Origin of the sequence: Streptomyces virginiae (assembly GCF_041432505.1) — a bacterium.
In the GTDB taxonomy this organism is placed as follows: Bacteria; Actinomycetota; Actinomycetes; order Streptomycetales; family Streptomycetaceae; genus Streptomyces; species Streptomyces virginiae_A.
The window spans coordinates 7,576,674-7,596,156 of sequence record NZ_CP107871.1; the positions used below are offsets into that span (position 1 = coordinate 7,576,674).

Annotated in this window: 18 protein-coding genes; 7 read left to right on the plus strand and 11 right to left on the minus strand. The window is 69.2% G+C overall.

Features of this window, described 5'->3' with window-relative positions; genetic code table 11:
- Window positions 1-114: 114 nt before the first annotated feature.
- From OG624_RS34855 to kdpF (OG624_RS34880), 6 genes are all read right to left on the minus strand, one after another.
- Entirely contained in the window at window positions 115-828 is a 714-nt protein-coding gene (locus OG624_RS34855) for a potassium-transporting ATPase subunit C (protein WP_033223108.1), read from the minus strand.
- A 7-nt stretch (window positions 829-835) separates the two neighbouring features.
- The gene (gene kdpB / locus OG624_RS34860; protein ID WP_033223110.1) at window positions 836-2,941 is read right to left on the minus strand and encodes a potassium-transporting ATPase subunit KdpB; all 2,106 of its coding nucleotides are present in this window, start codon (window positions 2,939-2,941) and stop codon (window positions 836-838) included.
- Complete coding sequence (kdpA, locus tag OG624_RS34865; RefSeq protein WP_033223112.1) at window positions 2,938-4,602, minus strand: potassium-transporting ATPase subunit KdpA; 1,665 nt, start codon at window positions 4,600-4,602, stop codon at window positions 2,938-2,940. Before kdpA ends, kdpB (OG624_RS34860) begins: the two co-directional genes overlap by 4 nt.
- A 6-nt stretch (window positions 4,603-4,608) precedes the next feature.
- Window positions 4,609-4,698: a K(+)-transporting ATPase subunit F gene (gene kdpF, locus OG624_RS34870; RefSeq protein WP_033223114.1), complete on the minus strand. Its 90-nt coding sequence runs from the start codon at window positions 4,696-4,698 to the stop codon at window positions 4,609-4,611.
- A gap of 149 nt (window positions 4,699-4,847) precedes the next feature.
- Window positions 4,848-5,495, minus strand: coding sequence for a DUF4118 domain-containing protein (locus OG624_RS34875; RefSeq protein WP_323184751.1), 648 nt, complete (start codon window positions 5,493-5,495; stop codon window positions 4,848-4,850).
- 126 nt (window positions 5,496-5,621) lie between these two features.
- The gene (gene kdpF / locus OG624_RS34880; RefSeq protein WP_033223116.1) at window positions 5,622-5,711 is read right to left on the minus strand and encodes a K(+)-transporting ATPase subunit F; all 90 of its coding nucleotides are present in this window, start codon (window positions 5,709-5,711) and stop codon (window positions 5,622-5,624) included.
- 241 nt (window positions 5,712-5,952) lie between these two features.
- On the opposite strand from kdpF (OG624_RS34880), the gene OG624_RS34885 reads away from it, so the two are divergent.
- The 4 genes from OG624_RS34885 to OG624_RS34900 all read left to right on the plus strand — a co-directional run bounded on the left by OG624_RS34885 (window position 5,953) and on the right by OG624_RS34900 (window position 12,595).
- Complete coding sequence (locus tag OG624_RS34885) at window positions 5,953-7,839, plus strand: APC family permease (RefSeq protein ID WP_033223117.1); 1,887 nt, start codon at window positions 5,953-5,955, stop codon at window positions 7,837-7,839.
- A gap of 260 nt (window positions 7,840-8,099) precedes the next feature.
- Window positions 8,100-10,250 carry a potassium-transporting ATPase subunit KdpB gene (kdpB, locus tag OG624_RS34890; RefSeq protein ID WP_266354549.1) on the plus strand — a complete coding sequence of 717 codons (2,151 nt, stop codon included), beginning with the start codon at window positions 8,100-8,102 and terminating at the stop codon, window positions 10,248-10,250.
- A 158-nt stretch (window positions 10,251-10,408) separates the two neighbouring features.
- Window positions 10,409-12,346, plus strand: coding sequence for an APC family permease (locus OG624_RS34895; RefSeq protein WP_266354548.1), 1,938 nt, complete (start codon window positions 10,409-10,411; stop codon window positions 12,344-12,346).
- A 75-nt stretch (window positions 12,347-12,421) separates the two neighbouring features.
- Window positions 12,422-12,595: a hypothetical protein gene (locus tag OG624_RS34900; RefSeq protein ID WP_244290856.1), complete on the plus strand. Its 174-nt coding sequence runs from the start codon at window positions 12,422-12,424 to the stop codon at window positions 12,593-12,595.
- A 237-nt stretch (window positions 12,596-12,832) separates the two neighbouring features.
- Here OG624_RS34900 and OG624_RS34905 read toward each other — a convergent pair whose 3' ends face one another.
- On the minus strand, window positions 12,833-13,507 hold the full coding sequence (locus OG624_RS34905) for a helix-turn-helix domain-containing protein (protein WP_033223122.1): 675 nt from the start codon (window positions 13,505-13,507) through the stop codon (window positions 12,833-12,835).
- Between the two features lie 183 nt (window positions 13,508-13,690).
- Here OG624_RS34905 and OG624_RS34910 point away from each other — a divergent pair, with 183 nt between their 5' ends.
- Both OG624_RS34910 and OG624_RS34915 read left to right on the plus strand, forming a co-directional pair.
- Window positions 13,691-14,881 (plus strand): cytochrome P450, encoded by a 1,191-nt coding sequence (locus OG624_RS34910; RefSeq protein WP_033223124.1) that lies wholly within the window; start codon window positions 13,691-13,693, stop codon window positions 14,879-14,881.
- Between the two features lie 150 nt (window positions 14,882-15,031).
- A complete protein-coding gene (locus OG624_RS34915) occupies window positions 15,032-15,316 on the plus strand; it encodes a hypothetical protein (protein ID WP_033223125.1) in 285 nt (94 codons plus the stop codon).
- A 110-nt stretch (window positions 15,317-15,426) separates the two neighbouring features.
- On the opposite strand, the gene lysA is transcribed toward OG624_RS34915, so the two are convergent.
- Both lysA and OG624_RS34925 read right to left on the minus strand, forming a co-directional pair.
- Window positions 15,427-16,758, minus strand: coding sequence for a diaminopimelate decarboxylase (lysA, locus tag OG624_RS34920; protein ID WP_033223126.1), 1,332 nt, complete (start codon window positions 16,756-16,758; stop codon window positions 15,427-15,429).
- 175 nt (window positions 16,759-16,933) lie between these two features.
- Entirely contained in the window at window positions 16,934-17,131 is a 198-nt protein-coding gene (locus OG624_RS34925) for an SAV_915 family protein (protein WP_371640313.1), read from the minus strand.
- 309 nt (window positions 17,132-17,440) lie between these two features.
- Here OG624_RS34925 and OG624_RS34930 point away from each other — a divergent pair, with 309 nt between their 5' ends.
- Window positions 17,441-18,067: a universal stress protein gene (locus OG624_RS34930; protein WP_078909446.1), complete on the plus strand. Its 627-nt coding sequence runs from the start codon at window positions 17,441-17,443 to the stop codon at window positions 18,065-18,067.
- Here the strand turns inward: OG624_RS34930 and OG624_RS34935 are convergent.
- Together OG624_RS34935 and OG624_RS34940 are read right to left on the minus strand one after the other, a co-directional pair.
- The gene (locus OG624_RS34935) at window positions 18,031-18,231 is read right to left on the minus strand and encodes a DUF5988 family protein (protein WP_033223127.1); all 201 of its coding nucleotides are present in this window, start codon (window positions 18,229-18,231) and stop codon (window positions 18,031-18,033) included. The two genes, OG624_RS34930 and OG624_RS34935, sit on opposite strands and share 37 nt — an antisense overlap.
- 168 nt (window positions 18,232-18,399) lie before the next feature.
- A complete protein-coding gene (locus OG624_RS34940; RefSeq protein WP_078909447.1) occupies window positions 18,400-19,443 on the minus strand; it encodes a 1-phosphofructokinase family hexose kinase in 1,044 nt (347 codons plus the stop codon).
- Window positions 19,444-19,483 lie beyond the last annotated feature (40 nt).

The window sequence follows — 19,483 nt, forward strand, 5'->3', positions numbered from 1 at the left end:
GCAGCCTTTCCTTCGTAACGGGCACGGTGGGAGCCGGCGGGGGCGGGGCCCCGCCCAGCGGCAGCTGGGGGAGACTCCGCGCCCTGCCGGCTCCCGGTCCGTGCGATGTGGAGCTCAGCTCTTGGAGAGCGCCTTCAGGGCGATGTTCAGCTCCAGGACATTGACGCGGGGCTCACCCATGAAGCCGAGCGTGCGGCCCTCTGTGTGGTCCTCGACCAGCTTCTCGACCTGCTTGACGTCGAGTTTGTTCTGCTCGGCGACGCGGTGGACCTGGAGCTTGGCGTATTCCGGGGAGATGTTCGGGTCGAGGCCGGAGCCGGAGGAGGTGACGGCGTCGGCCGGTACGTCCTCGGGCTTGATCTGGTGGCCGGCGGTGGAGTTGTCGGCGATGACGGCCTCCTTGGCGGCGATGACCTGGGAGCAGAGGCTGCCCTCCACCTCGTCGGTGCACTTGCCGTCCTTCGCGCCGTTGTCGGCGGAGCGGTTGGTGGCGCCGGAGAGGATCAGCGTGTACTGGGTGTTGACGCTGTTGGAGCCGAGGCCGTTGGAGGGGCGCGGCTGGAACCACTTGAGGTCCGGCTTGGCGGCTTCCTCCGGGTCGTCGGGGTTCTGCTTGGGCAGGTTGTAGGTCTGCCCGATGAGGGAGGAGCCGACGACCTGGCCGCTCTTGTCCTTGATCTCGGAGCCGTTGGCCTGGTCGTTGAAGAGGGCCTGGGCGATCCCGGTGACGGCCAGCGGGTAGAGCACGCCGCAGATCACCGTCAGAACCAGCAGGGCCCGCAGACCCGCGCCGATCAACCGTGCTGTGTTGCCTACTGAGTTGTTCATTGTCGTCTCAGCCGATTCCGGGGATGAGGGAGATGAGCATGTCGATGATCTTGATGCCGATGAACGGGGCGATCAGGCCGCCGAGTCCGTAGATCCCCAGGTTCCGGCGGAGCATCTTGTCGGCGCTGGTGGGCCGGTACCGGACGCCCTTGAGGGCGAGCGGGACCAGCGCGATGATGATCAGCGCGTTGAAGATGACGGCGGAGAGGATCGCGGAGTTCGGCGAGGACAGGCCCATGATGTTGAGCTTGTCGAGGCCGGGGTAGACCACGGCGAACATGGCCGGGATGATCGCGAAGTACTTCGCGACGTCGTTGGCGATGGAGAAGGTGGTGAGCGCACCCCGGGTGATGAGGAGCTGCTTGCCGATCTCGACGATCTCGATGAGTTTGGTGGGGTTGGAGTCCAGGTCCACCATGTTCCCGGCCTCCTTGGCGGCCGAGGTGCCCGTGTTCATCGCCACGCCGACGTCGGCCTGCGCGAGGGCGGGGGCGTCGTTCGTACCGTCACCCGTCATCGCGACGAGCTTGCCGCCGGCCTGCTCCCGCTTGATGAGGGCCATCTTGTCCTCGGGCGTGGCCTCGGCGAGGAAGTCGTCGACACCCGCCTCCTCGGCGATGGCCTTCGCGGTGAGCGGGTTGTCGCCCGTGATCATGACGGTCTTGATGCCCATGCGGCGCAGTTCCTCGAACCGCTCGCGCATGCCCTCCTTGACCACGTCCTTGAGGTGGATGACGCCCAGCACGCGGGCGCCCTTGTCGTCCTTGACGGCGACGAGGAGCGGTGTACCGCCGGCCTCCGAGATCTTGTTGGCCAGGGTGTCGGCGTCGTCGGACACCTGACCACCCTGCTCCCGGACCCAGGTGATGACGGATCCGGCGGCGCCCTTGCGGGTCTGCTTGCCGTCCACGTCCACGCCCGACATGCGGGTCTGGGCGGTGAAGGCGATCCACTCGGCCTGGGACAGTTCGCCCTGGTGGCGTTCCCGCAGACCGTACTTCTCCTTCGCGAGGACCACGATGGAACGGCCCTCGGGAGTCTCGTCCGCGAGGGAGGAGAGCTGGGCCGCGTCCGCCAGCTCGGCCTCCGTCGTTCCCTTGACCGGGACGAACTCTGACGCCTGGCGGTTGCCGAGGGTGATGGTGCCCGTCTTGTCGAGCAGCAGCGTCGACACGTCACCGGCGGCTTCCACCGCGCGCCCGCTCATCGCGAGGACGTTGCGCTGGACGAGCCGGTCCATGCCCGCGATACCGATGGCCGAGAGCAGGGCACCGATGGTCGTGGGGATCAGGCAGACCAGCAGGGCCGTCAGCACGATCATGGACTGCTTGGCGTCCGCGTAGATCGCGAACGGCTGCAGGGTGACGACGGCCAGCAGGAAGACGATCGTGAGGGACGCGAGAAGGATGTTCAGCGCGATCTCGTTGGGCGTCTTCTGCCGTGCTGCGCCCTCGACGAGGGCGATCATGCGGTCGATGAAGGTCTCGCCGGGCTTCGTCGTGATCTTGATGACGATCCGGTCGGACAGCACCTTCGTGCCGCCGGTGACTGCGCTGCGGTCACCTCCGGACTCGCGGATCACCGGAGCCGACTCACCCGTGATCGCGGACTCGTCGACGGAGGCCACACCCTCGACCACGTCACCGTCGCCGGGGATGACATCTCCCGCCTCGCAGACCACCAGGTCACCGATACGGAGCTCCGCGCCGGGCACCTGCTCCTCGCCCTTGCCGTCCTTGGTCAGACGGCGGGCGACGGAGTCGGTCTTGGCCTTGCGCAGGGTGTCGGCCTGAGCCTTGCCGCGGCCCTCGGCCACGGCCTCCGCGAGGTTGGCGAAGATCGTGGTCAGCCACAGCCAGGCAGTGATCGCCCAGCCGAACCAGTTCGTCGGGTCCGTGACCGCCAGGACGGTCGTGACGACCGACCCGATCAGGACCACGAACATGACCGGCGACTTGATCATGATCCGGGGGTCGAGCTTGCGGACCGCGTCCGGGAAGGACTTCAGCAGTGCCTTGGGGTCGAACAGCCCCCCACCCACGCGGCCGGCAGGCGGTTTGTGGCCGGTCGGCAGGTCGTCGTGCGGAGCACGGGTCGGTGTGGCGGTGCTCATGATGCGAGCCCTTCGGCGAGCGGACCCAGCGCCAGCGCCGGGAAGTAGGTCAGACCGGTGATGATGAGGATGGTTCCGACGAGCAGGCCGGTGTACAGCGGCTTGTCGGTCCGCAGGGTGCCCGCGGTCTCGGGCACGGGCTTCTGCTCGGCCAGCGAGCCGGCCAGCGCCAGGACGAACACCATCGGGAGGAAGCGGCCGAGCAGCATGGCGATGCCGATGGTGCTGTTGAACCACTGGGTGTCGGCGTTCAGGCCCGCGAAGGCGGAGCCGTTGTTGTTGGCGCCCGAGGTGTAGGCGTAGAGGATCTCGGAGAAGCCGTGCGCGCCGGAGTTCGTCATCGAGTTCGCCGGGGTGTCCAGCGCCATCGCCGCGGCGGTGAAGCCGAGCACCAGGGCGGGCGTGATGAGGATGTAGCAGGCCGCGAACTTGATCTCGCGGGTGCCGATCTTCTTGCCCAGGTATTCGGGGGTGCGGCCGACCATCAGGCCGGCGATGAAGACGGCGATGATCGCCATGATCAGCATGCCGTAGAGGCCGGAGCCGACGCCGCCGGGCGCGATCTCGCCGAGCTGCATGCCCAGCAGCTGGATGCCGCCGCCCAGGCCCGTGTACGAGGAGTGGAAGGAGTTGACCGCGCCGGTCGAGGTCAGCGTGGTCGCGACCGAGAAGATCGCGGACGCGCCCACGCCGAAGCGGGTCTCCTTGCCCTCCATCGCCCCGCCCGAGACGTCGAAGGCCGGGCCGTGGTGGGCGAACTCGGTCCACATCATCAGCGCGGTGAAGCCGATCCAGATGGTGGCCATCGTGGCGAGGATCGCGTAGCCCTGGCGCAGGTTGCCGACCATGCGGCCGAAGGTGCGGGTGAGGGCGAACGGGATGAGCAGGATCAGGAAGATCTCGAAGAGGTTCGAGAACGGGCTGGGGTTCTCGAAGGGGTGGGCGGAGTTGGCGTTGAAGTAGCCGCCGCCGTTGGTGCCCAGCTCCTTGATGACCTCCTGGGAGGCGACGGCGCCGCCGTTCCACTGCTGGGTGCCGCCGAGGAACTGGCCGACCTCGTGGATGCCGGCGAAGTTCTGGATGGCGCCGCACGCGACGAGGATGACCGCACCGATCACGGAGATGGGCAGGAGGATGCGGAAGACACCGCGGACCAGGTCGGCCCAGAAGTTGCCCAGCTCACCGGTGCGGGAGCGCGCGAAGCCCCGTACGAGGGCCACGGCGACGGCCATGCCGACGGCGGCGGAGACGAAGTTCTGGACCGCCAGGCCGCCGGTCTGTACGACGTGGCCCATGGCCTGCTCGCCGTAGTACGACTGCCAGTTCGTGTTGGCCACGAAGGAGGCGGCGGTGTTGAAGGCCTGGTCGGGGTCGATCGCGGAGAAGCCGAGCGAGCCGGGCAGGATGCCTTGGGCCCGCTGGAGGCCGTAGAGGAACAGGACCGAGACCGCGGAGAAGGCGAGGACGGCGCGCAGGTAGGCGGGCCAGCGCATCTCGGCGCTCGGATTGGCGCCGATGGCCTTGTAGATCCACTTCTCCGGCTTGTAGTGCTTGTCGGAGGAGTAGACGCGGGCCATGTGGTCGCCCAGCGGGCGGTAGGCCAGCGCGAGCGCGGCGATCAGTGCGAGGAGCTGGAGCACACCAGCGAGAACGGGACTCATCGGTGGCTAGAACCTCTCCGGGTACACAAGGGCGAGGACGAGGTATCCGAGCAGGGAGACGGCCACGACGAGGCCGATGATGTTTTCGGCGTTCACAGCTTGGTCACCCCCCGGGCGATGAGAGCCACCAGCGCGAAGACCGCGACCGTGGTGACGACGAAGGCCAGATCGGCCACCGTGAGCTCCTGGATGAAGAGGGAAGGAATTGAATCGGCCAGATGGCCGATGTCGAGATAACCGTGTCTTCATCCCGGCGTTAAGACACCTTGATGGGGTCCATACGGAAGCAGGGGAACTCTTAACGCGGCGCATACGCGAGTGGTCGCGAACTGCCGGTCAGCCCTGGTGGGAGAGGCCGACCGTGTCCAGCACGGCACCGGCCTGAGCGGCCAGCGCGACCGCGACCAGGCGGGCCTCCTCGGGAGGCAGGGGACGGTCCGGGAGCGGATCGAGGAGGAAGCGGCCGTAGTAGTGCCGCCGACGACGCGCAGCTCGGTCTCTCCGTCCGGCCGGTGCCCGAGCAGCCTGCCGTACTCGAAGCGGCAGCCGCGCAGCCCCAGCAGGCCGACGAGCTCCCGGCGCACGTACTCGACCACCGCTTCCGGTGAGGCGCCGTCCTCGACCAGACGGGCGGTTCCCTGGAGGCTCGACAGATGCGAGGCGTCGGCGACCACGACCGTCCGGAGCCGCTGTACCCGTGCGGCCAGCTGCGAGACGATCAGGCCGACGACAAGCAGGAGGAAAGCCGTTTGGATCTCGTCGCCGTCGGCGATGGCGAACTGCTGGTAGGGCCTGGTGAGGAAGAAATCGAACCAGGCAGCCGCAGAGAGTGCGGCCGGCGCCCCGGTCGCCCGGGTCCCGAGCGCGGCGACGGCGACCACCGCGACGACCATGATCAGACGAGGGCGAGCGCCACGAGGAACGGCACCACGAGGGCGGCGAGCAGAACGGCACGGTCGTGCAGGCGGTGCGAGGATCCGGACATGTGATGCCTCCCGTCCGGACGGGGCGGTCTTGAATCAGAACCTCTCGGGCCTGATCAGGGCGGTCACGAGGTAGCCGAGCAGAGCGACGGCGACGATGAGCCCGACCACGTTTTCCGCGTTCATCAGCGTGTACTCCCTTGACTTCGACGGACATGTGTCGCGCCTTTCAAGCGTGCCCCCGGCCGATGAAGGAGCCACGTGCCCTGTTGAGATCTTGACGCACCTCGTACGACTTTGCGGCCCCGGCGTCAGGAGCACGTGAAGAGTGGCGCGGCGGTCGTATGGAATTCGCCAAGAGCACTGGTCATTCGGCCACGCCATCCGGACGCTGTCCTCACTTTGCCCAATCGGAGGAACAGCGAAGATGGCCATAGAAATGGGAAAGACGACCGCGGCCGGGCAGGCACCGGGCACGGAGGAACCTCCTGATACCGGCGTGCGGACGCCTCACGAGGCGGGGGACCGGCACCGGCTGACCGCCCTCCAGGGTCTGGCCGCGCTGTCGCTCGACGCGATGGCCTCCGTGGCGTACGGGCCCGAGTCGATCGTGCTGGTCCTGGCGGCAGCCGGTGCCTACGGGCTCGGGCTCACCCTCCCCGTCACCCTCGCGATCGCAGCTCTGCTCGCCGTGCTGGTGGCCTCGTACCGGCAGGTCATCGCCGCGTTCCCGGACGGTGGCGGTTCGTACGCCGTCGCCAAGAAGCATCTCGGCCGGCGCACGAGTCTGGTGGCCGCGGCCTCGCTGATCCTCGACTACGTCCTGAACGTCGCCGTCTCCGTCACCGCCGGCGTCGCGGCGCTGACCTCGGCGTTCCCCGAGCTGTACGGGGAACGGGTGTGGATCTGCCTCGGGATCCTGGTTCTGGTCACGGCGGTGAACCTGCGCGGGGTCGTGGACTCCGCCAAGGCGTTCCTCGTACCGACCGCGGTGTTCGTCGGGTCGATCCTCACCATGGTGGCGGTCGGTCTCTTCCGCGACGGCCCGGTCAGCACCGCCTCGGCCGCCGGCCACGCCTCCGCGCTCGGCGACGGGGCCACCACCGTCGGCGCGCTTCTGTTGCTGAAGGCCTTCGCGGCCGGCTGTTCCGCCCTGACCGGCGTCGAGGCCGTCGCCAATGCGGTGCCGGCCTTCCGTTGCCCGGCCGCGCGACGCGCCCAGCGGACCGAGGTGGCCCTCGGCGCCCTGCTCGGCGTGATGCTGATCGGCCTCTCGGTCCTGATCGGCCGCTTCCACCTCCAGCCGGTCGAGGGGGTGACCGTGCTGGCCCAGCTCGCGGACGCCTCCTTCGGCCACAACCTCGCCTTCTACGTGGTCCAGTTCGCGACGATGGTGCTGCTCGCGCTGGCCGCGAACACCTCCTTCGGCGGGCTTCCCGTGCTGATGAGCCTGCTGGCCCGGGACAACTACCTGCCGCACGTCTTCGCCCTCAAGGCGGACCGCCAGGTCCACCGCCACGGGGTGGTGTGGCTGGCCCTCGTGTCCGCCGCCCTGCTGGTGTTCTCAGGCGGCGACACCAATACCCTCGTTCCGCTCTTCGCGATCGGCGTCTTCGTCGGCTTCACCATCTGCCAGGTCGGCATGGTCCGACACTGGTACGGCGAACGCCCCAAGGGCTGGCAGGCCAAGGCCGGCCTCAACGGCTTCGGCGCCCTGCTCACCGGGGTCTCGGCGGTCGTCGTGACCGCCACCAGGTTCACCGAGGGCGCCTGGCTGATCGTGCTCGCCCTGCCGCTGATCGTCCTCGGCTTCGAGAAGGTCAACCGGGCCTACGCCCAGATCGGCGCACGCCTGGAGCTCGGCCGCATCCCGCAGCCGCCCCGGCGCTCCCGCTCGCTGATCGTCGTACCCGTGTCGGGACTGTCCCGACTGACCTGTCAGGCGCTGACCGCGGCCCGCTCGCTCGGCGACGAGGTCCTCGCCGTGACCGTCACCCACACCGGTCCTGAGGACCGGCAAGCGGCCGAAGCGCTGCGCCGGGACTGGGAGTTGTGGAAGCCCGGCATCGAGCTGATCGAGGTCGCCTCCGCTACCCGCTCGCTCGGCCGGCCGGTGTCGGCGTACGTGCGCGAGCTCATGCAGAAACACCCGGATGCCCAGGTGACCGTCCTCATCCCGGAAACGGAACCCACTCACCTGTGGCAGCGGATGCTGCAGAACCAGCGTGGCTCCGTGGTCGCCCACGCGGTACGCCGCGACACCGACGCCGTCATCTGCCGACTGCGCTTCCGCATCACGGCCGACGCGCGTTGACGTGCCCTTGACGGCGGCTTGACGCGTCTTGTGCGCCGCCGTCAAGAAGGTGCCAAATCCCCTGCCCACAGGGGGATTTCCGCTGGCACGGGCAGTAGTTTCCTGCCTGTTGCGCCGCCGGGGACCTCGACCACTCACATGACGGCCGAGGGGGTCCATGCGAGACAGTCCCCGGCGGCGACACCTCTCACCCGCACCCGCCGCGTGCCGACCGGCCCGGCAGGGGTGCCCGGCCGAACTCACCAGAAGGTCTCCTCCCCATGCCTCCCGCCGCCGCGCAGCACGTGCCCCCGGGTCTAGGGACCCCTCCGCGGACCCCGCTCGACCGGCCGTCCCGGAAACGCTCCGGCCAGGTGAACGTGCTGGAGCCCGAGCTCCTCGCCACCTCCGCCCCGGAGGCCGTCGCCAAGCTCCACCCGCGCGAACTGGTGAAGAAGCCGGTGCTGTTCGTCGTGGCCGTGGGCTCCGTCCTGACGACGCTCTCGGCGCTCATCCACCCGTCCGTCTTCACTTGGGTGATCAGCGTCTGGCTCTGGCTGACGGTTCTGTTCGCCAACCTCGCCGAGGCCGTCGCCGAGGGCCGTGGCCGAGCCCAGGCCGCGTCGCTGCGCAAGGCGCGTACCGACACCGTCGCTCTCCGGCTGAAGCGCTGGACGTACGGGACGAACCTGCGCCACGCCGAGACCGAGGTGGTGACCCCGGCCGAGCTCCAGCCCTTCGACTTCGTCCTGGTCGAAGCGGGGGAGCTGGTACCGGCCGACGGGGACGTGGTCGACGGCGCGGCGATGGTGGACGAATCGGCGGTGACCGGTGAATCAGCCCCCGTGCTCCGGGAGTCGGGCGGCGACAGGTCCGGTGTCACCGGAGGCACGACCGTACTGTCGGACTCGATCGTCGTACGGGTCACCTCGCGCTCCGGGAACAGCTTCATCGACCGGATGATCGCGCTGGTCGAGGGTGCGTCCCGGCAGAAGACCCCGAACGAGATCGCGCTGAACATCCTGCTGGCCGCCCTGACCGTCATCTTCATCCTGATCGTGGTCAGCATCCAGCCGATGGCCGCGTACGCGGGCGCCGCCCAGTCCACGACCGTACTGGTCGCGCTCCTGGTGACCCTCATCCCCACCACGATCGGCGCCCTGCTCTCCGCGATCGGCATCGCCGGCATGGACCGCCTCGTGCAGCGCAACGTCATCGCGCTGAGCGGCCGCGCCGTCGAGGCCGCGGGTGACATCAACACCCTGCTCCTCGACAAGACCGGCACCATCACCCACGGCAACCGCGAGGCCGCCGCCTTCATCCCGCTTCCCGGCATCGACCACACCAAGCTTGCCGACGCCGCCCAGCTGTCCTCCCTCGCCGACCAGACCCCCGAAGGCCGGTCCGTCGTGGCCCTGGCCCAGCGGTACGGGCTCCAGCCGGCCGCCGCCGAGGACCTCAGCAACCCCCGCTTCACCGAGTTCAGCGCCCGCACCCGGATGAGCGGCGTCAACCTGAGCTGGGACAACGGCGCGGGATGCGCCATCCGCAAGGGCGCGGTGACGGAGGTCATGGACTGGGTGGCGATGCGCGGCGGGACCGTGCAGGCGGAGGCCGCCGCATGGTCCGCCCAGGTCTCGCAATCCGGCGGGACCCCTCTGCTGGTGGCGGTCCACGACTGGGACGGGCCGCGGGTCCTCGGCATCATCCACCTCAAGGACGTGGTCAAGGAAGGCATCCGGGAGCGCTTCGCGGAGCTGCGGAGCATGGGGATCCGTACGGTCATGGTGACCGGCGACAACGAGCTGACGGCCCGCGCCATCGCCGCGGAGGCGGGGGTGGACGAGTACCTCGCCCAGGCGACGCCCGAGGACAAGCTCGCGCTGATCAAGCGGGAGCAGGCGGGCGGCAAGCTGGTTGCGATGACCGGTGACGGTACGAACGACGCCCCCGCCCTCGCGCAGGCCGACGTCGGCGTGGCCATGAACACGGGCACCTCGGCCGCCAAGGAGGCCGGGAACATGGTGGACCTGGACTCCAACCCGACCAAGCTCATCGAGATCGTCGAGATCGGCAAGCAGCTCCTCATCACCCGGGGTGCGCTCACCACCTTCTCGATCACGAACGACGTCGCGAAGTACTTCGCGATCATCCCGGCGATGTTCACCGCGGCCTACCCGGGGCTCGAAGCCCTCAACATCATGGGCCTGAGCAGCCCGACCTCTGCGATCACCTCGGCGATCATCTTCAACGCGCTGATCATCGTGGCCCTCATCCCGCTCGCCTTGCGCGGTGTCCGCTACCGGCCCGCTTCCGCACACGACCTGCTGCGCCGCAACCTCGGTGTCTACGGCCTCGGCGGGCTGATCCTGCCCTTCGTAGGCATCAAGCTCATCGACCTGGTGGTGTCCACCATTCCTGGCCTCGGCTGACCTCGGGAACACTGCGGCTACGCCACAGGTAGCTCTGTTCGCGTTAAGGACGCGTCAGGATTGCCTCAGCTGCGGGCATATGAGATCAATCTGCGTACGCTTGCTCCGCCGTCGGTGTCGATGGCTGATTCTTTGCCGTACGACAGGAGCTCCCCACGATGGCCACCCCGGCCCGCTCCTCGCGCCTGCGCGCGTGGATGCTGGAAGGCTTGACCGCCGAGAACAGTTCGCCCGCCGCCAAGGAGGCGGCGGCCCAGCCCCATGGCCGGCCCTGGTGGCGGGTCATGTGCCTGACGGGTCTGGACTACTTCTCCACCCTCGGCTACCAGCCCGGCATCGCGGCGCTGGCGGCCGGGCTGCTGTCGCCGCTGGCGACCATCGTGCTGGTCCTGCTCACTCTCTTCGGCGCGCTACCGGTCTACCGGCGAGTGGCCGAGGAGAGCCCGCACGGCGAGGGCTCGATCGCCATGCTGGAGCGGCTGTTGACCTTCTGGAAGGGGAAGCTTTTCGTCCTGACCCTGCTCGGGTTCGCGGCGACCGACTTCCTGATCACCATCACCCTCTCGGCCGCGGACGCTACCGCGCACCTGGTGGAGAACCCGCACCTCACCAGCACGTTGCACGGCCACGAGGTGCTGATCACGCTCATCATGATCGCGCTCCTCGGTGCCGTGTTCCTCAAGGGGTTCAGCGAGGCCATCGGCGTCGCAGTCGTCCTCGTGGCCACGTACCTCAGCCTGAACGTCGTCGTGGTGGCGCGCGGCTTGTGGGAGGTGGCTGCTGAACCCCATGTCGTCACCGACTGGACCGAGGCGCTGACCGCCGAGCACGGCAACCCGCTCATGATGGTCGCCATCGCCCTCATCGTGTTCCCGAAGCTCGCGCTCGGCCTGTCCGGCTTCGAGACCGGTGTGGCGGTCATGCCGCACGTCAAGGGCGCCCACGAGGACACCGAGGACAAGCCGGCGGGCCGGATCCGCGGTGCCAAGAAGCTGCTGACGACCGCGGCCATCATCATGAGCGTCTTCCTGATCACCAGCAGCTTCATCACCACGCTGCTGATCCCACCAGCCCAATTCCAGCCAGGTGGTGAGGCCAACGGACGGGCCCTGGCCTACCTGGCGCACGAGTACCTGGGATCGGCCTTCGGCACGGTCTACGACATCTCCACGATCCTGATCCTGTGGTTCGCCGGGTCGTCGGCGATGGCCGGTCTGCTGAACCTGATGCCGCGTTACCTGCCCCGGTACGGCATGGCGCCGCACTGGGCGCGAGCGCTGCGACCGATGGTCATCGTGTTCACCCTCGTCGCCTTCCTGGTGACCTGGATCTTCAACGCCGACGTGGACGCGCAGGGCGGCGCGTACGCCACCGGTGTCCTCGTCCTGATCACCTCGGCCGCGGTCGCCGTGACCATCGCCGCGCGCCGGGCGGGGGAGCGCGGCTGGACGATCGGCTTCGGCGTCATCTCGGCCGTCTTCATCTACACGACGGCCGTCAACATCGTCGAGCGGCCGGACGGCGTGAAGATCGGCGCCTGCTTCATCGCCGGCATCATCGCCCTGTCCCTCCTCTCCCGTCTGGCCCGGGTCTTCGAACTGCGCGTCACGCACATCGAGTTCGACGACATGGCCCAGCGGTTCATCCGCGACACCGCCAACCGCACGATCCGTTTCATCGCGAACGAGCCCGACAACCGGGACCGCGAGGAATACCGGCAGAAGAAGGAACAGATCCGCGCGGACAACGACATCCCCGCCGGGGACGACGTCATGTTCGTCGAGGTCACCGTCCTGGACGCCTCCGAGTTCGAATCCGGCATGCGCGTACGCGGCGAAGTGCTGCACGACCGCTACCGCGTCCTGACCCTGGAGAGCTCCAGCATCCCCAACGCCCTGGCCGCCCTCCTGCTGCACGTCCGGGACGAGACCGGTCAGCGCCCGCACATCTACTTCGAGTGGACCGAGGGCAACCCCTTCGCCAACTTCTTCCGCTTCTTCCTCTTCGGCCAGGGCGAGGTCGCCCCGGTCACCCGCGAGGTCATCCGCGAGGCCGAACCGGACCGCGCCCGCCGTCCCCACGTCCACGCGGGCTGACATCAGCGCCAAGATGCCGACAGGAAACCCTCCGGATACTCCCCCCCACGCGGATCCGGAGGGATGCTCGCCGTCGTGACCATCTCCCGGCGCCCCGATCGCGCCGTCCGCCGGACCGTACTCGTCCTCGGGGCGGCAGGCCTGACCGTCATCGCCACCGGCGCGATCCTCGATGCCCTGTGGCTGCTCGGCATCGGGGTCTGGGCGCTCATCGCAGCGATGGTGATCGAGCTCGTCTACCGGCCCTAGCCGCCGATGTCCCGGTGGCGGTAGCCCTCCGGCGTACGCGCCGTAGAAGGATCCGGGCCGTGTCCTCGTGGACCGCGGGAGGGCCGACGAGCTTCTCAGGGGTCATGTTGTCGACGTCAGCGGTGAACCAGACGTACCCGCCGTGCCGCCGCGGTGCCGGACGGCCAGATGGCATGGGTCGGTGACGTTCGGCAGGAACTGGTCCGCCGGCGGCCCAGACGGTTCGGCTGAGACCCGTCACGCCAGGAGGCGGCGGCATCGGTCGGCCGACTCCAGCATGTCCAGGCTGACCTGTTCCAGGAACGCGCCGACCTTGGCCAGCCGCTGACCCACGGGGCTCTCGGGCCCGTACGTCTGCGCCGCGGCCGTCGAGGCCTGCGCTGCCTCGAGCGTCTGCCGCGAGCTGATCACGATCGAGTGGTACCAGGCGTCGTCGTCGACCACGTAGATGTCGCGACGCCTCTGCGGATCGCGCTCGCGCCGGACATACCCATGCTCGACCAGGAAGTTCACGGCTACGGAGACGGAGGCCGGGCTGACCTTCAGTCTGCGGGTCAGCTCGGCTGCTGTGCGCCTGCCGTCCTCGGACAGCAACAGGTCGACGTGCACGCGCGCTGTCATCCTCGGCAGTCCCGACCTGACCGCCAGCTCGATGATCTCCTCTTCCATCGCGCCGCCCGGCGCTCCGGCCGCGCGCGGGGGTGCCGGTGTGCCGCGCTGCGCCCGCTGGACCGTAGCCAGCTGCGCCTGCTGGGGCCGGTAGCCGCCGGGACCGCCGTTGCGTGCGATCTCCCGGCTGATCGTCGAGGTCGGCCGGTCGAGCCGCCTGGCGATCTCGGCGTAGGAGAGCCTGCCGGTGAGTCCGGCCGCGATGCGCTGGCGTTCCTGCTGGGTCAACCGTCCTCCAGGCATGCCGCCAGTATTGCCTTCACCGCCACTCAATGCAACGCACCATTGCATTCGAGCGCAGCGTCATTGCATCAATTTGGCGCTCTTCAGCTGCACTTATGCGTTCCAGTGGATTGCAGCAATCCTGAATGCAACGTAGCTTTCGAGTTGTGTCAAACACGCACTATCGCGAGGTGAGGAATGGTCATGGATGAATCGGTCCACACTGTTACGACGCTGCCGACGGAGCGTCAGTCCGGCTGTCCCTTCGACCCTCCGGCAGAGCTGATCGACGCCCGCCGGCACGGCCCCATCAGCCGCTACACCCACCCCGGCGGGAAACCCGGCTGGATGATCACCGGATACGAACTGGTCAGGTCGGTCCTGGCCGACCCGCGGTTCAGCTCGCGCAAGGACCTCCTGAACGTGGTCGACTTCGAGATCCCTCCGGCGCCGCCCGGCGAGTTCCTCCTCATGGACGACCCCCAGCACAGCCGCTACCGGAAGCCGCTGGTCGGCAAGTTCACCGCACGGCGGATGCGACTGCTCACCGAGCGCATCGAGCAGATCACCACCGACTGCCTGGACGCCATGGAGAAGGCGGGGCCGTCGGCGGACCTGGTGACCGCGTTCGCCAAGCCCATCCCCACCATCATCATCTGTGAGCTGCTGGGGGTGCCGTACGAGGACCGGGCCTCCTTCCAGGAACAGATCGACAAGTTCATGAACGGGGAGACGGGCGACGAGGAGCTGATGGCGGCCTACACCGCGACCCAGACCTACCTCGCGGAACTGGTGGCCGCCAAGCGTGCGAACCCCACCGACGACGTGCTCAGCGAACTCACCGACAGCGACCTGACCGATGAGGAGCTGCAGGGGATCAGCCTGATCCTGCTGGCGGCCGGCTTCGACACCACCGCCAACATGCTGTCCCTCGGGACCTTCGCGCTGCTGCAGAACCCGGAGCAACTGGCAGCGCTGCGCGCCGATCCCGCGCTCATCGACCAGGCCGTCGAGGAGCTGCTGCGGTATCTGAGCGTCGCCAAGTCGTTCATGCGGACGGCGCTGGAGGACGTCGAGGTGGGCGGCCAGACCATCGAGGCCGGCACGACGGTCGTCCTGTCGTACAACACCGCCAACCGCGACCCCGAGCGATACCCGGATCCCCACATGCTCGACCTCGGGAGGGACTCCGGCGGGCACCTGGCCTTCGGCCACGGCATCCACCTGTGCCTGGGCGCGCAGCTGGCCCGCATCGAGATGCGGGTCGCGTTCACCGCGCTGCTGGGGCATTTCCCCACGCTGCGCCTGGCCGTACCGGCCGAAGACGTCGCCCTGCGCCCGGAGACCGCGGACATCTACGGGGTGAAGAGCCTCCCGGTCACCTGGGAGGTGTGACCTCCGGCCGGTGACGGGTGAGCTCGCGTACGGCCGCCGCGGCCGAGCTGTGGTTGCCGGCCTGCGCGGATCGGGTCCGCGGCGCCGGCTGGACAGTGAGCAGGGCCCTGGCCGCGCTCGACCTGGCAGGGGCTCACGTGCGTGTCGGGAATGGAGAACACGAACCCCGATCGGGAGCCCCTTCGCGACTTGGCCGACGAGGGCAACGAGACCGCGCTGGACCGGCTGGCCGATCTCGCGGACGCGGCCGGCGACGTCGCGGAGCTGAGCGACCTGTTGGACGAGGGATCCCGGCACGCCGGAATGCTGCTCACGCGACGCGCGGCCGCGGCCGGTGACCTGCGCGAGCTGCAACGGATCTCCGACGCCGGATATGAAGAGGCCGGAACGGAGCTGGAGCGGCTGCTGCGGGCACCGGGCGGTCGTCAGGACTGACGATCCGCCCGGCTGCCGCACCTGCCGCCATCCTGTATCTCACCGTGCCTGTATCTCACCGTGACGATATGGAGAATCCCAAGCGGCGGCGAACGTGCCCTCGTGTGGCCTTAGGCGCCGATGTCCCGGCGCCGGTGGTCCTCCAAAGCTTCCCGCCGGACGAGGAGCCGGGCCGTGTCCTCGTGGACGGCTACGACGGCGGGGCGGCCGACCAGGTTGTATCCGGAGGCCATGGACAGCTGGTAGGCACCGGCCACCGGTACGGCGAGCAGGTCGCCGGGGTGGATGTCGCCCGGCAGCTGGACGTCGGAGGCGAGGATGTCGCCCGCCTCGCAGTGCCGCCCGACGACGGTGGCCGTACGGGGCCCGGCCGCCGAGTGGCGGCCGACGAGCCGGGGTGCGTACCGCACCCCGTACAGGGCGGGGCGCGGGTTGTCGATCATGTCGCCGTCGACGGCGACGAACACGTTCTCGCCGGTGTGCTTGACGGTGAGCACCCGGTAGAGGGCGACTCCGGCGGGGCCCACGACGGCCCGTCCGGGTTCGACGGCGAGCCGGGGCACGGGCAGTCCGGCGGCGGCGCAGCCGTCGACGAGTTCGGTACGCATCCGCCGGGCGAGCGCGGTGAGGTCGAGGGCGGGTTCGCCCGGCTGGTAGGCGATGCCGTGGCCGCCGCCCATGTCCAGCTCGGGCAGGACCAGGCCGTGGGTGTCACGGATGCGGGCCATGAGCCCGATCATGCGGCGCAGGGCGACCAGGTAGGGCTTCACCTCGGATATCTGGGATCCGATGTGGCAGTGCAAGCCGGTCAGTTCGAGCCGCGGCTGGCCCAGGATCCGGGTGACGGCGTGCTGTGCGCCGCCGTCGGTGAGGGAGAGCCCGAACTTCTGGTCCTCCCTTCCGGTTCGGATCTTGTCGTGGCCGCCGGCCAAGACGCCCGGGACCACCCGCACCATCACCTTCTGGCGGCCGCCTGGGCCGACGGCGGCGGCGATCCTGGCGATCTCGGACGGGCTGTCGATGACGATCCGTCCGACACCGAGGCGCAGGGCGGCCTCAGGGTCGTGGGGGGACTTGGCGTTTCTGTGCAGCACGATGCGCTCGGGCGGGAATCCGGTGGTGACGGCGAGTTCCAGCTCCCCGGCCGAGCATACGTCCAGGCCCAGCCCCTCCTCCTGGACCCATCGGACCATGGCGCGGGAGAGGAACGCCTTGGCGGCGTACAGCACGTCCGCGTCGGGGAAGGCGTCGCGATACGTCCGGCACCGCCCGCGGACCTCGCCCTCGTCCAGTACGTAGACGGGGGTGGCGAAGCGCTCGGCGATCTCGGTGAGGGAGACTCCGCCGACGGCCAGGTCGCCGTGGGGGAGCGGCCTCGTGGACGCGGGCCATACGGACAGCTCACCGGCGGCGGGCATCTCAGGGAGAACGGCGATGGTCATGTTCCGCTCCCCTTCAGGCCGTGCGGGCCGTGGTCTCGGATACCCATGTGAGCGGTGCTCCGGTGGGTCCGGCATCCGCCGTGGGGACCGGGGGCGCGGTGAGGGCCGGGTCGACGGTCAGCAGGGACGCGCTGAGCGGCCGGGCCATCGCACGGGCGGCCTCGGAGAGCCGGATTTAGGGCTGGGCCGTACCGAGCGTGGCGGCCAGCCGTTCCGGGCTGGTGAAACCGACGGCGGTACGGGTTCCCATCGGGGTGCGGAACAGCCGCACGACGACGTGCGCTTCTCCCGGCCGGGCGGGCACGTACAGAGGCCCGGCCGGGCCCTGTTCCTCGGGCTCGGAGTCGGATTCGTCGTACTGGAACAAGCACATGGGGCCCTCCTCGGGGAACCAACGAGTGACAGGTCACGCCCCGGCGCGGGGAGGCGGTCCGGGACGTGCAACCGAAGCTATCCCCGCCCCAGCGCCCCGGCGGCCACCCCGTAACGGGACCCATACGGCCACCGACCCACTCCATACGCATCACTGACGGCAGGACCTGGAGTCCATCAGGAGTGCGTCAGGGTTGTGGACCTCTCCGCCAGAAGTCCGTGAAGGACATGGCTCCGCCGTGCCTCGTGGCGTTTCCATCGGGACCGGTGACCGGACGGCGAGGAGAGAGAACAGGTCGTGCGAAGAGTCGTGGTCGGCGTGACCGGCACCTTGGGGAGTCTGGCAGCCCTGCACAGGGCAGCCGCAGAGGCCCGCGCACGGGATGCGGAGCTGCGAGTCGTCCTGGCGTGGCAATCGCCGGGCGGTGAACTCGGCAGCCGGAACGGCCTCAGCCCCTCCGCCCTGGCGGAATGCCGTACGGCTGCCGTCGAAAGACTTCGCGAGGTGCTCGACACGGCGTTCCGTGCGGTGAAGCCCGGAGTCGCCCTCGCGGGCCTCACCGTACGGCGCACCCCCGGCGCCGTCCTGGTGGACACCGCCCGTGACGTGGAGGACCTCTTGGTCGTAGGCACCGGCTCACGTACTCCGTTGCGCCGCCTCCCGCACCCGCCCTCGCCTGCGCTCTGCGCTCCGCAGGAGCAAGAGCGGCGGCGTTGCCTTCGCGCCATTCGTTTGAGCGGCAGCGGCTGGAAGCCGGTCGCGAAGTACCCGGAGGACGGAAGCCGTTGGGGGACGGTTGGACCGGATCGAGGCCGGCGATCCACTCCACCAAGCGGTGTCGGCCCGCGCATGGCGGCCGCCGTGGTGAGGTATAGGCCGAGCGTCCTCGATCGTCCGTTTCATTCGGCGATCTCTGTCCGTTCCCACCACTCGTAGACCGCCAGTCGTCCCTCCGGGCTGTCCTGGTGCCGCGACGTGTTCTTGAAATGCTCGTACCCGCCGCGGTGTGGAATCTTCAGGTCTTGTCCGGGGTCGGAGATCGAAACGATCCGCTCGGGCAGATCGTCCGGGCCGCCCTCAAGCACTGCCTTGGTCGCCATGCTTCCAGTCTTCCCAACCGCGGGCCCGCTCGCATCATGAGGTCGGCACTGGCGTGCCTCAGCACCACCGGCAGCGCCCCGCTCCGACGCGGTGACGGGGCAGGGTCGGTTTGTGGACACGGAGTACGCAATGTGGAGGGGGGCCGACCGAACGGCAGGGGGGCAGGGTCAAACGCCCCGGCGCCGAGCATCGGTTTGGGACCTGGTCCTCACCTGGGAGCGGAGGGATCGGGCCGTGTCCAGGTCGAAGGGCTCGGTGCTGGGGGTGAGCATCGCTGCGGCGGCTGCGGCCACCCCCGACGCGGCGGCGCTGACGGGATCCTCTCCGGCGGCCAGCTGTGTGATGAGGGCGGCGACCATGCTGTCTCCCGCCCCGGCGTCGCTCAGGGGCTCGCCAGGCAGCGGCGGCGCGTAGAGCTCGGTGTGGCCGTGGCCGGTCGAGCACAGTGCGCCCAGCTCTCCGAGGGTGGTGACGGCGATCTCGGCGGCCCCTGTGGCGATCAGGTGCTCGTTGAGAGCCCGGGCGTCGTCGAAGCCACGGACCGGCCGGCCGGTCAGGCTCTCGGCCTCTGTGCGGTTGCACCTGAGCAGGAACACGCCCTCCGCGAGTGCTCCGCGAAGCGCCGGACCGGAGGTGTCCAGGACCAGTCGGGATCCGGCTTCCCTGACGCGGCGGGCGGCGACCGCGTAGAAGTCGTCGGGCAAGCCGCCGGGCAGGCTGCCGCTGGCCACGACGTACGGGCAGTTGCCGACGGCCTGCACCAGCGCATCCAGGGATCGCCGCCCCTCGTGGTCGTGCAGGTGCGGGCCGGGCGGCACGATGTGGTAGCCGCGCCTCGATTCGGCCTCGAACAGCACGAGTGCTTCGCGGGTGCCGTCGTCGATGTCGATGGCGACGTGGTCGACGCCCTCTTCGTCCAGCAGTCGGTTCAGGCGCAGGCCGACCTCGCCTCCGGCGGTGTGGACGGCGGTGGCTCGTCCTCCGAGCCGCACGACATGACGGGCGACGTTGATCCCTCCGCCCCCGGCGGCCACCGACCTGACCCGGGCACGGTTCTTGCCGATGACCTCCAGGTGCCCGACCTCCCAGCAGAGATCGACCGCAGGATTCATCGTCAAGGTGAGGATCGCCCGCTCGGACGCACTCTCCGATCCTCCTGCGCCGTGGGTACTCTTGGCTGTGGTGGGTTCCGGCGTCCCGGCCGTCCTCATCGCGGAACCCAGGTGGTCGCGCTGACCCCTTCCCAACACA

What these genes read in the sequence shown, in the direction of transcription:
- OG624_RS34855 (WP_033223108.1), bottom strand. Translation starts at nt 828, where the DNA reads ATGAACAACTCAGTAGGCAACACAGCACGGTTGATCGGCGCGGGTCTG.
- kdpB (WP_033223110.1), bottom strand. Translation starts at nt 2,941, where the DNA reads ATGAGCACCGCCACACCGACCCGTGCTCCGCACGACGACCTGCCGACC.
- kdpA (WP_033223112.1), bottom strand. Translation starts at nt 4,602, where the DNA reads ATGAGTCCCGTTCTCGCTGGTGTGCTCCAGCTCCTCGCACTGATCGCC.
- OG624_RS34875 (WP_323184751.1), bottom strand. Translation starts at nt 5,495, where the DNA reads ATGGTCGTCGCGGTGGTCGCCGTCGCCGCGCTCGGGACCCGGGCGACC.
- kdpF (WP_033223116.1), bottom strand. Translation starts at nt 5,711, where the DNA reads ATGAACGCGGAAAACGTGGTCGGGCTCATCGTCGCCGTCGCTCTGCTC.
- OG624_RS34885 (WP_033223117.1), top strand. Translation starts at nt 5,953, where the DNA reads ATGGCCATAGAAATGGGAAAGACGACCGCGGCCGGGCAGGCACCGGGC.
- kdpB (WP_266354549.1), top strand. Translation starts at nt 8,100, where the DNA reads ATGCCTCCCGCCGCCGCGCAGCACGTGCCCCCGGGTCTAGGGACCCCT.
- OG624_RS34895 (WP_266354548.1), top strand. Translation starts at nt 10,409, where the DNA reads ATGGCCACCCCGGCCCGCTCCTCGCGCCTGCGCGCGTGGATGCTGGAA.
- OG624_RS34905 (WP_033223122.1), bottom strand. Translation starts at nt 13,507, where the DNA reads ATGCCTGGAGGACGGTTGACCCAGCAGGAACGCCAGCGCATCGCGGCC.
- OG624_RS34910 (WP_033223124.1), top strand. Translation starts at nt 13,691, where the DNA reads ATGGATGAATCGGTCCACACTGTTACGACGCTGCCGACGGAGCGTCAG.
- OG624_RS34915 (WP_033223125.1), top strand. Translation starts at nt 15,032, where the DNA reads ATGGAGAACACGAACCCCGATCGGGAGCCCCTTCGCGACTTGGCCGAC.
- lysA (WP_033223126.1), bottom strand. Translation starts at nt 16,758, where the DNA reads ATGACCATCGCCGTTCTCCCTGAGATGCCCGCCGCCGGTGAGCTGTCC.
- OG624_RS34925 (WP_371640313.1), bottom strand. Translation starts at nt 17,131, where the DNA reads ATGTGCTTGTTCCAGTACGACGAATCCGACTCCGAGCCCGAGGAACAG.
- OG624_RS34935 (WP_033223127.1), bottom strand. Translation starts at nt 18,231, where the DNA reads ATGGCGACCAAGGCAGTGCTTGAGGGCGGCCCGGACGATCTGCCCGAG.
- OG624_RS34940 (WP_078909447.1), bottom strand. Translation starts at nt 19,443, where the DNA reads ATGAGGACGGCCGGGACGCCGGAACCCACCACAGCCAAGAGTACCCAC.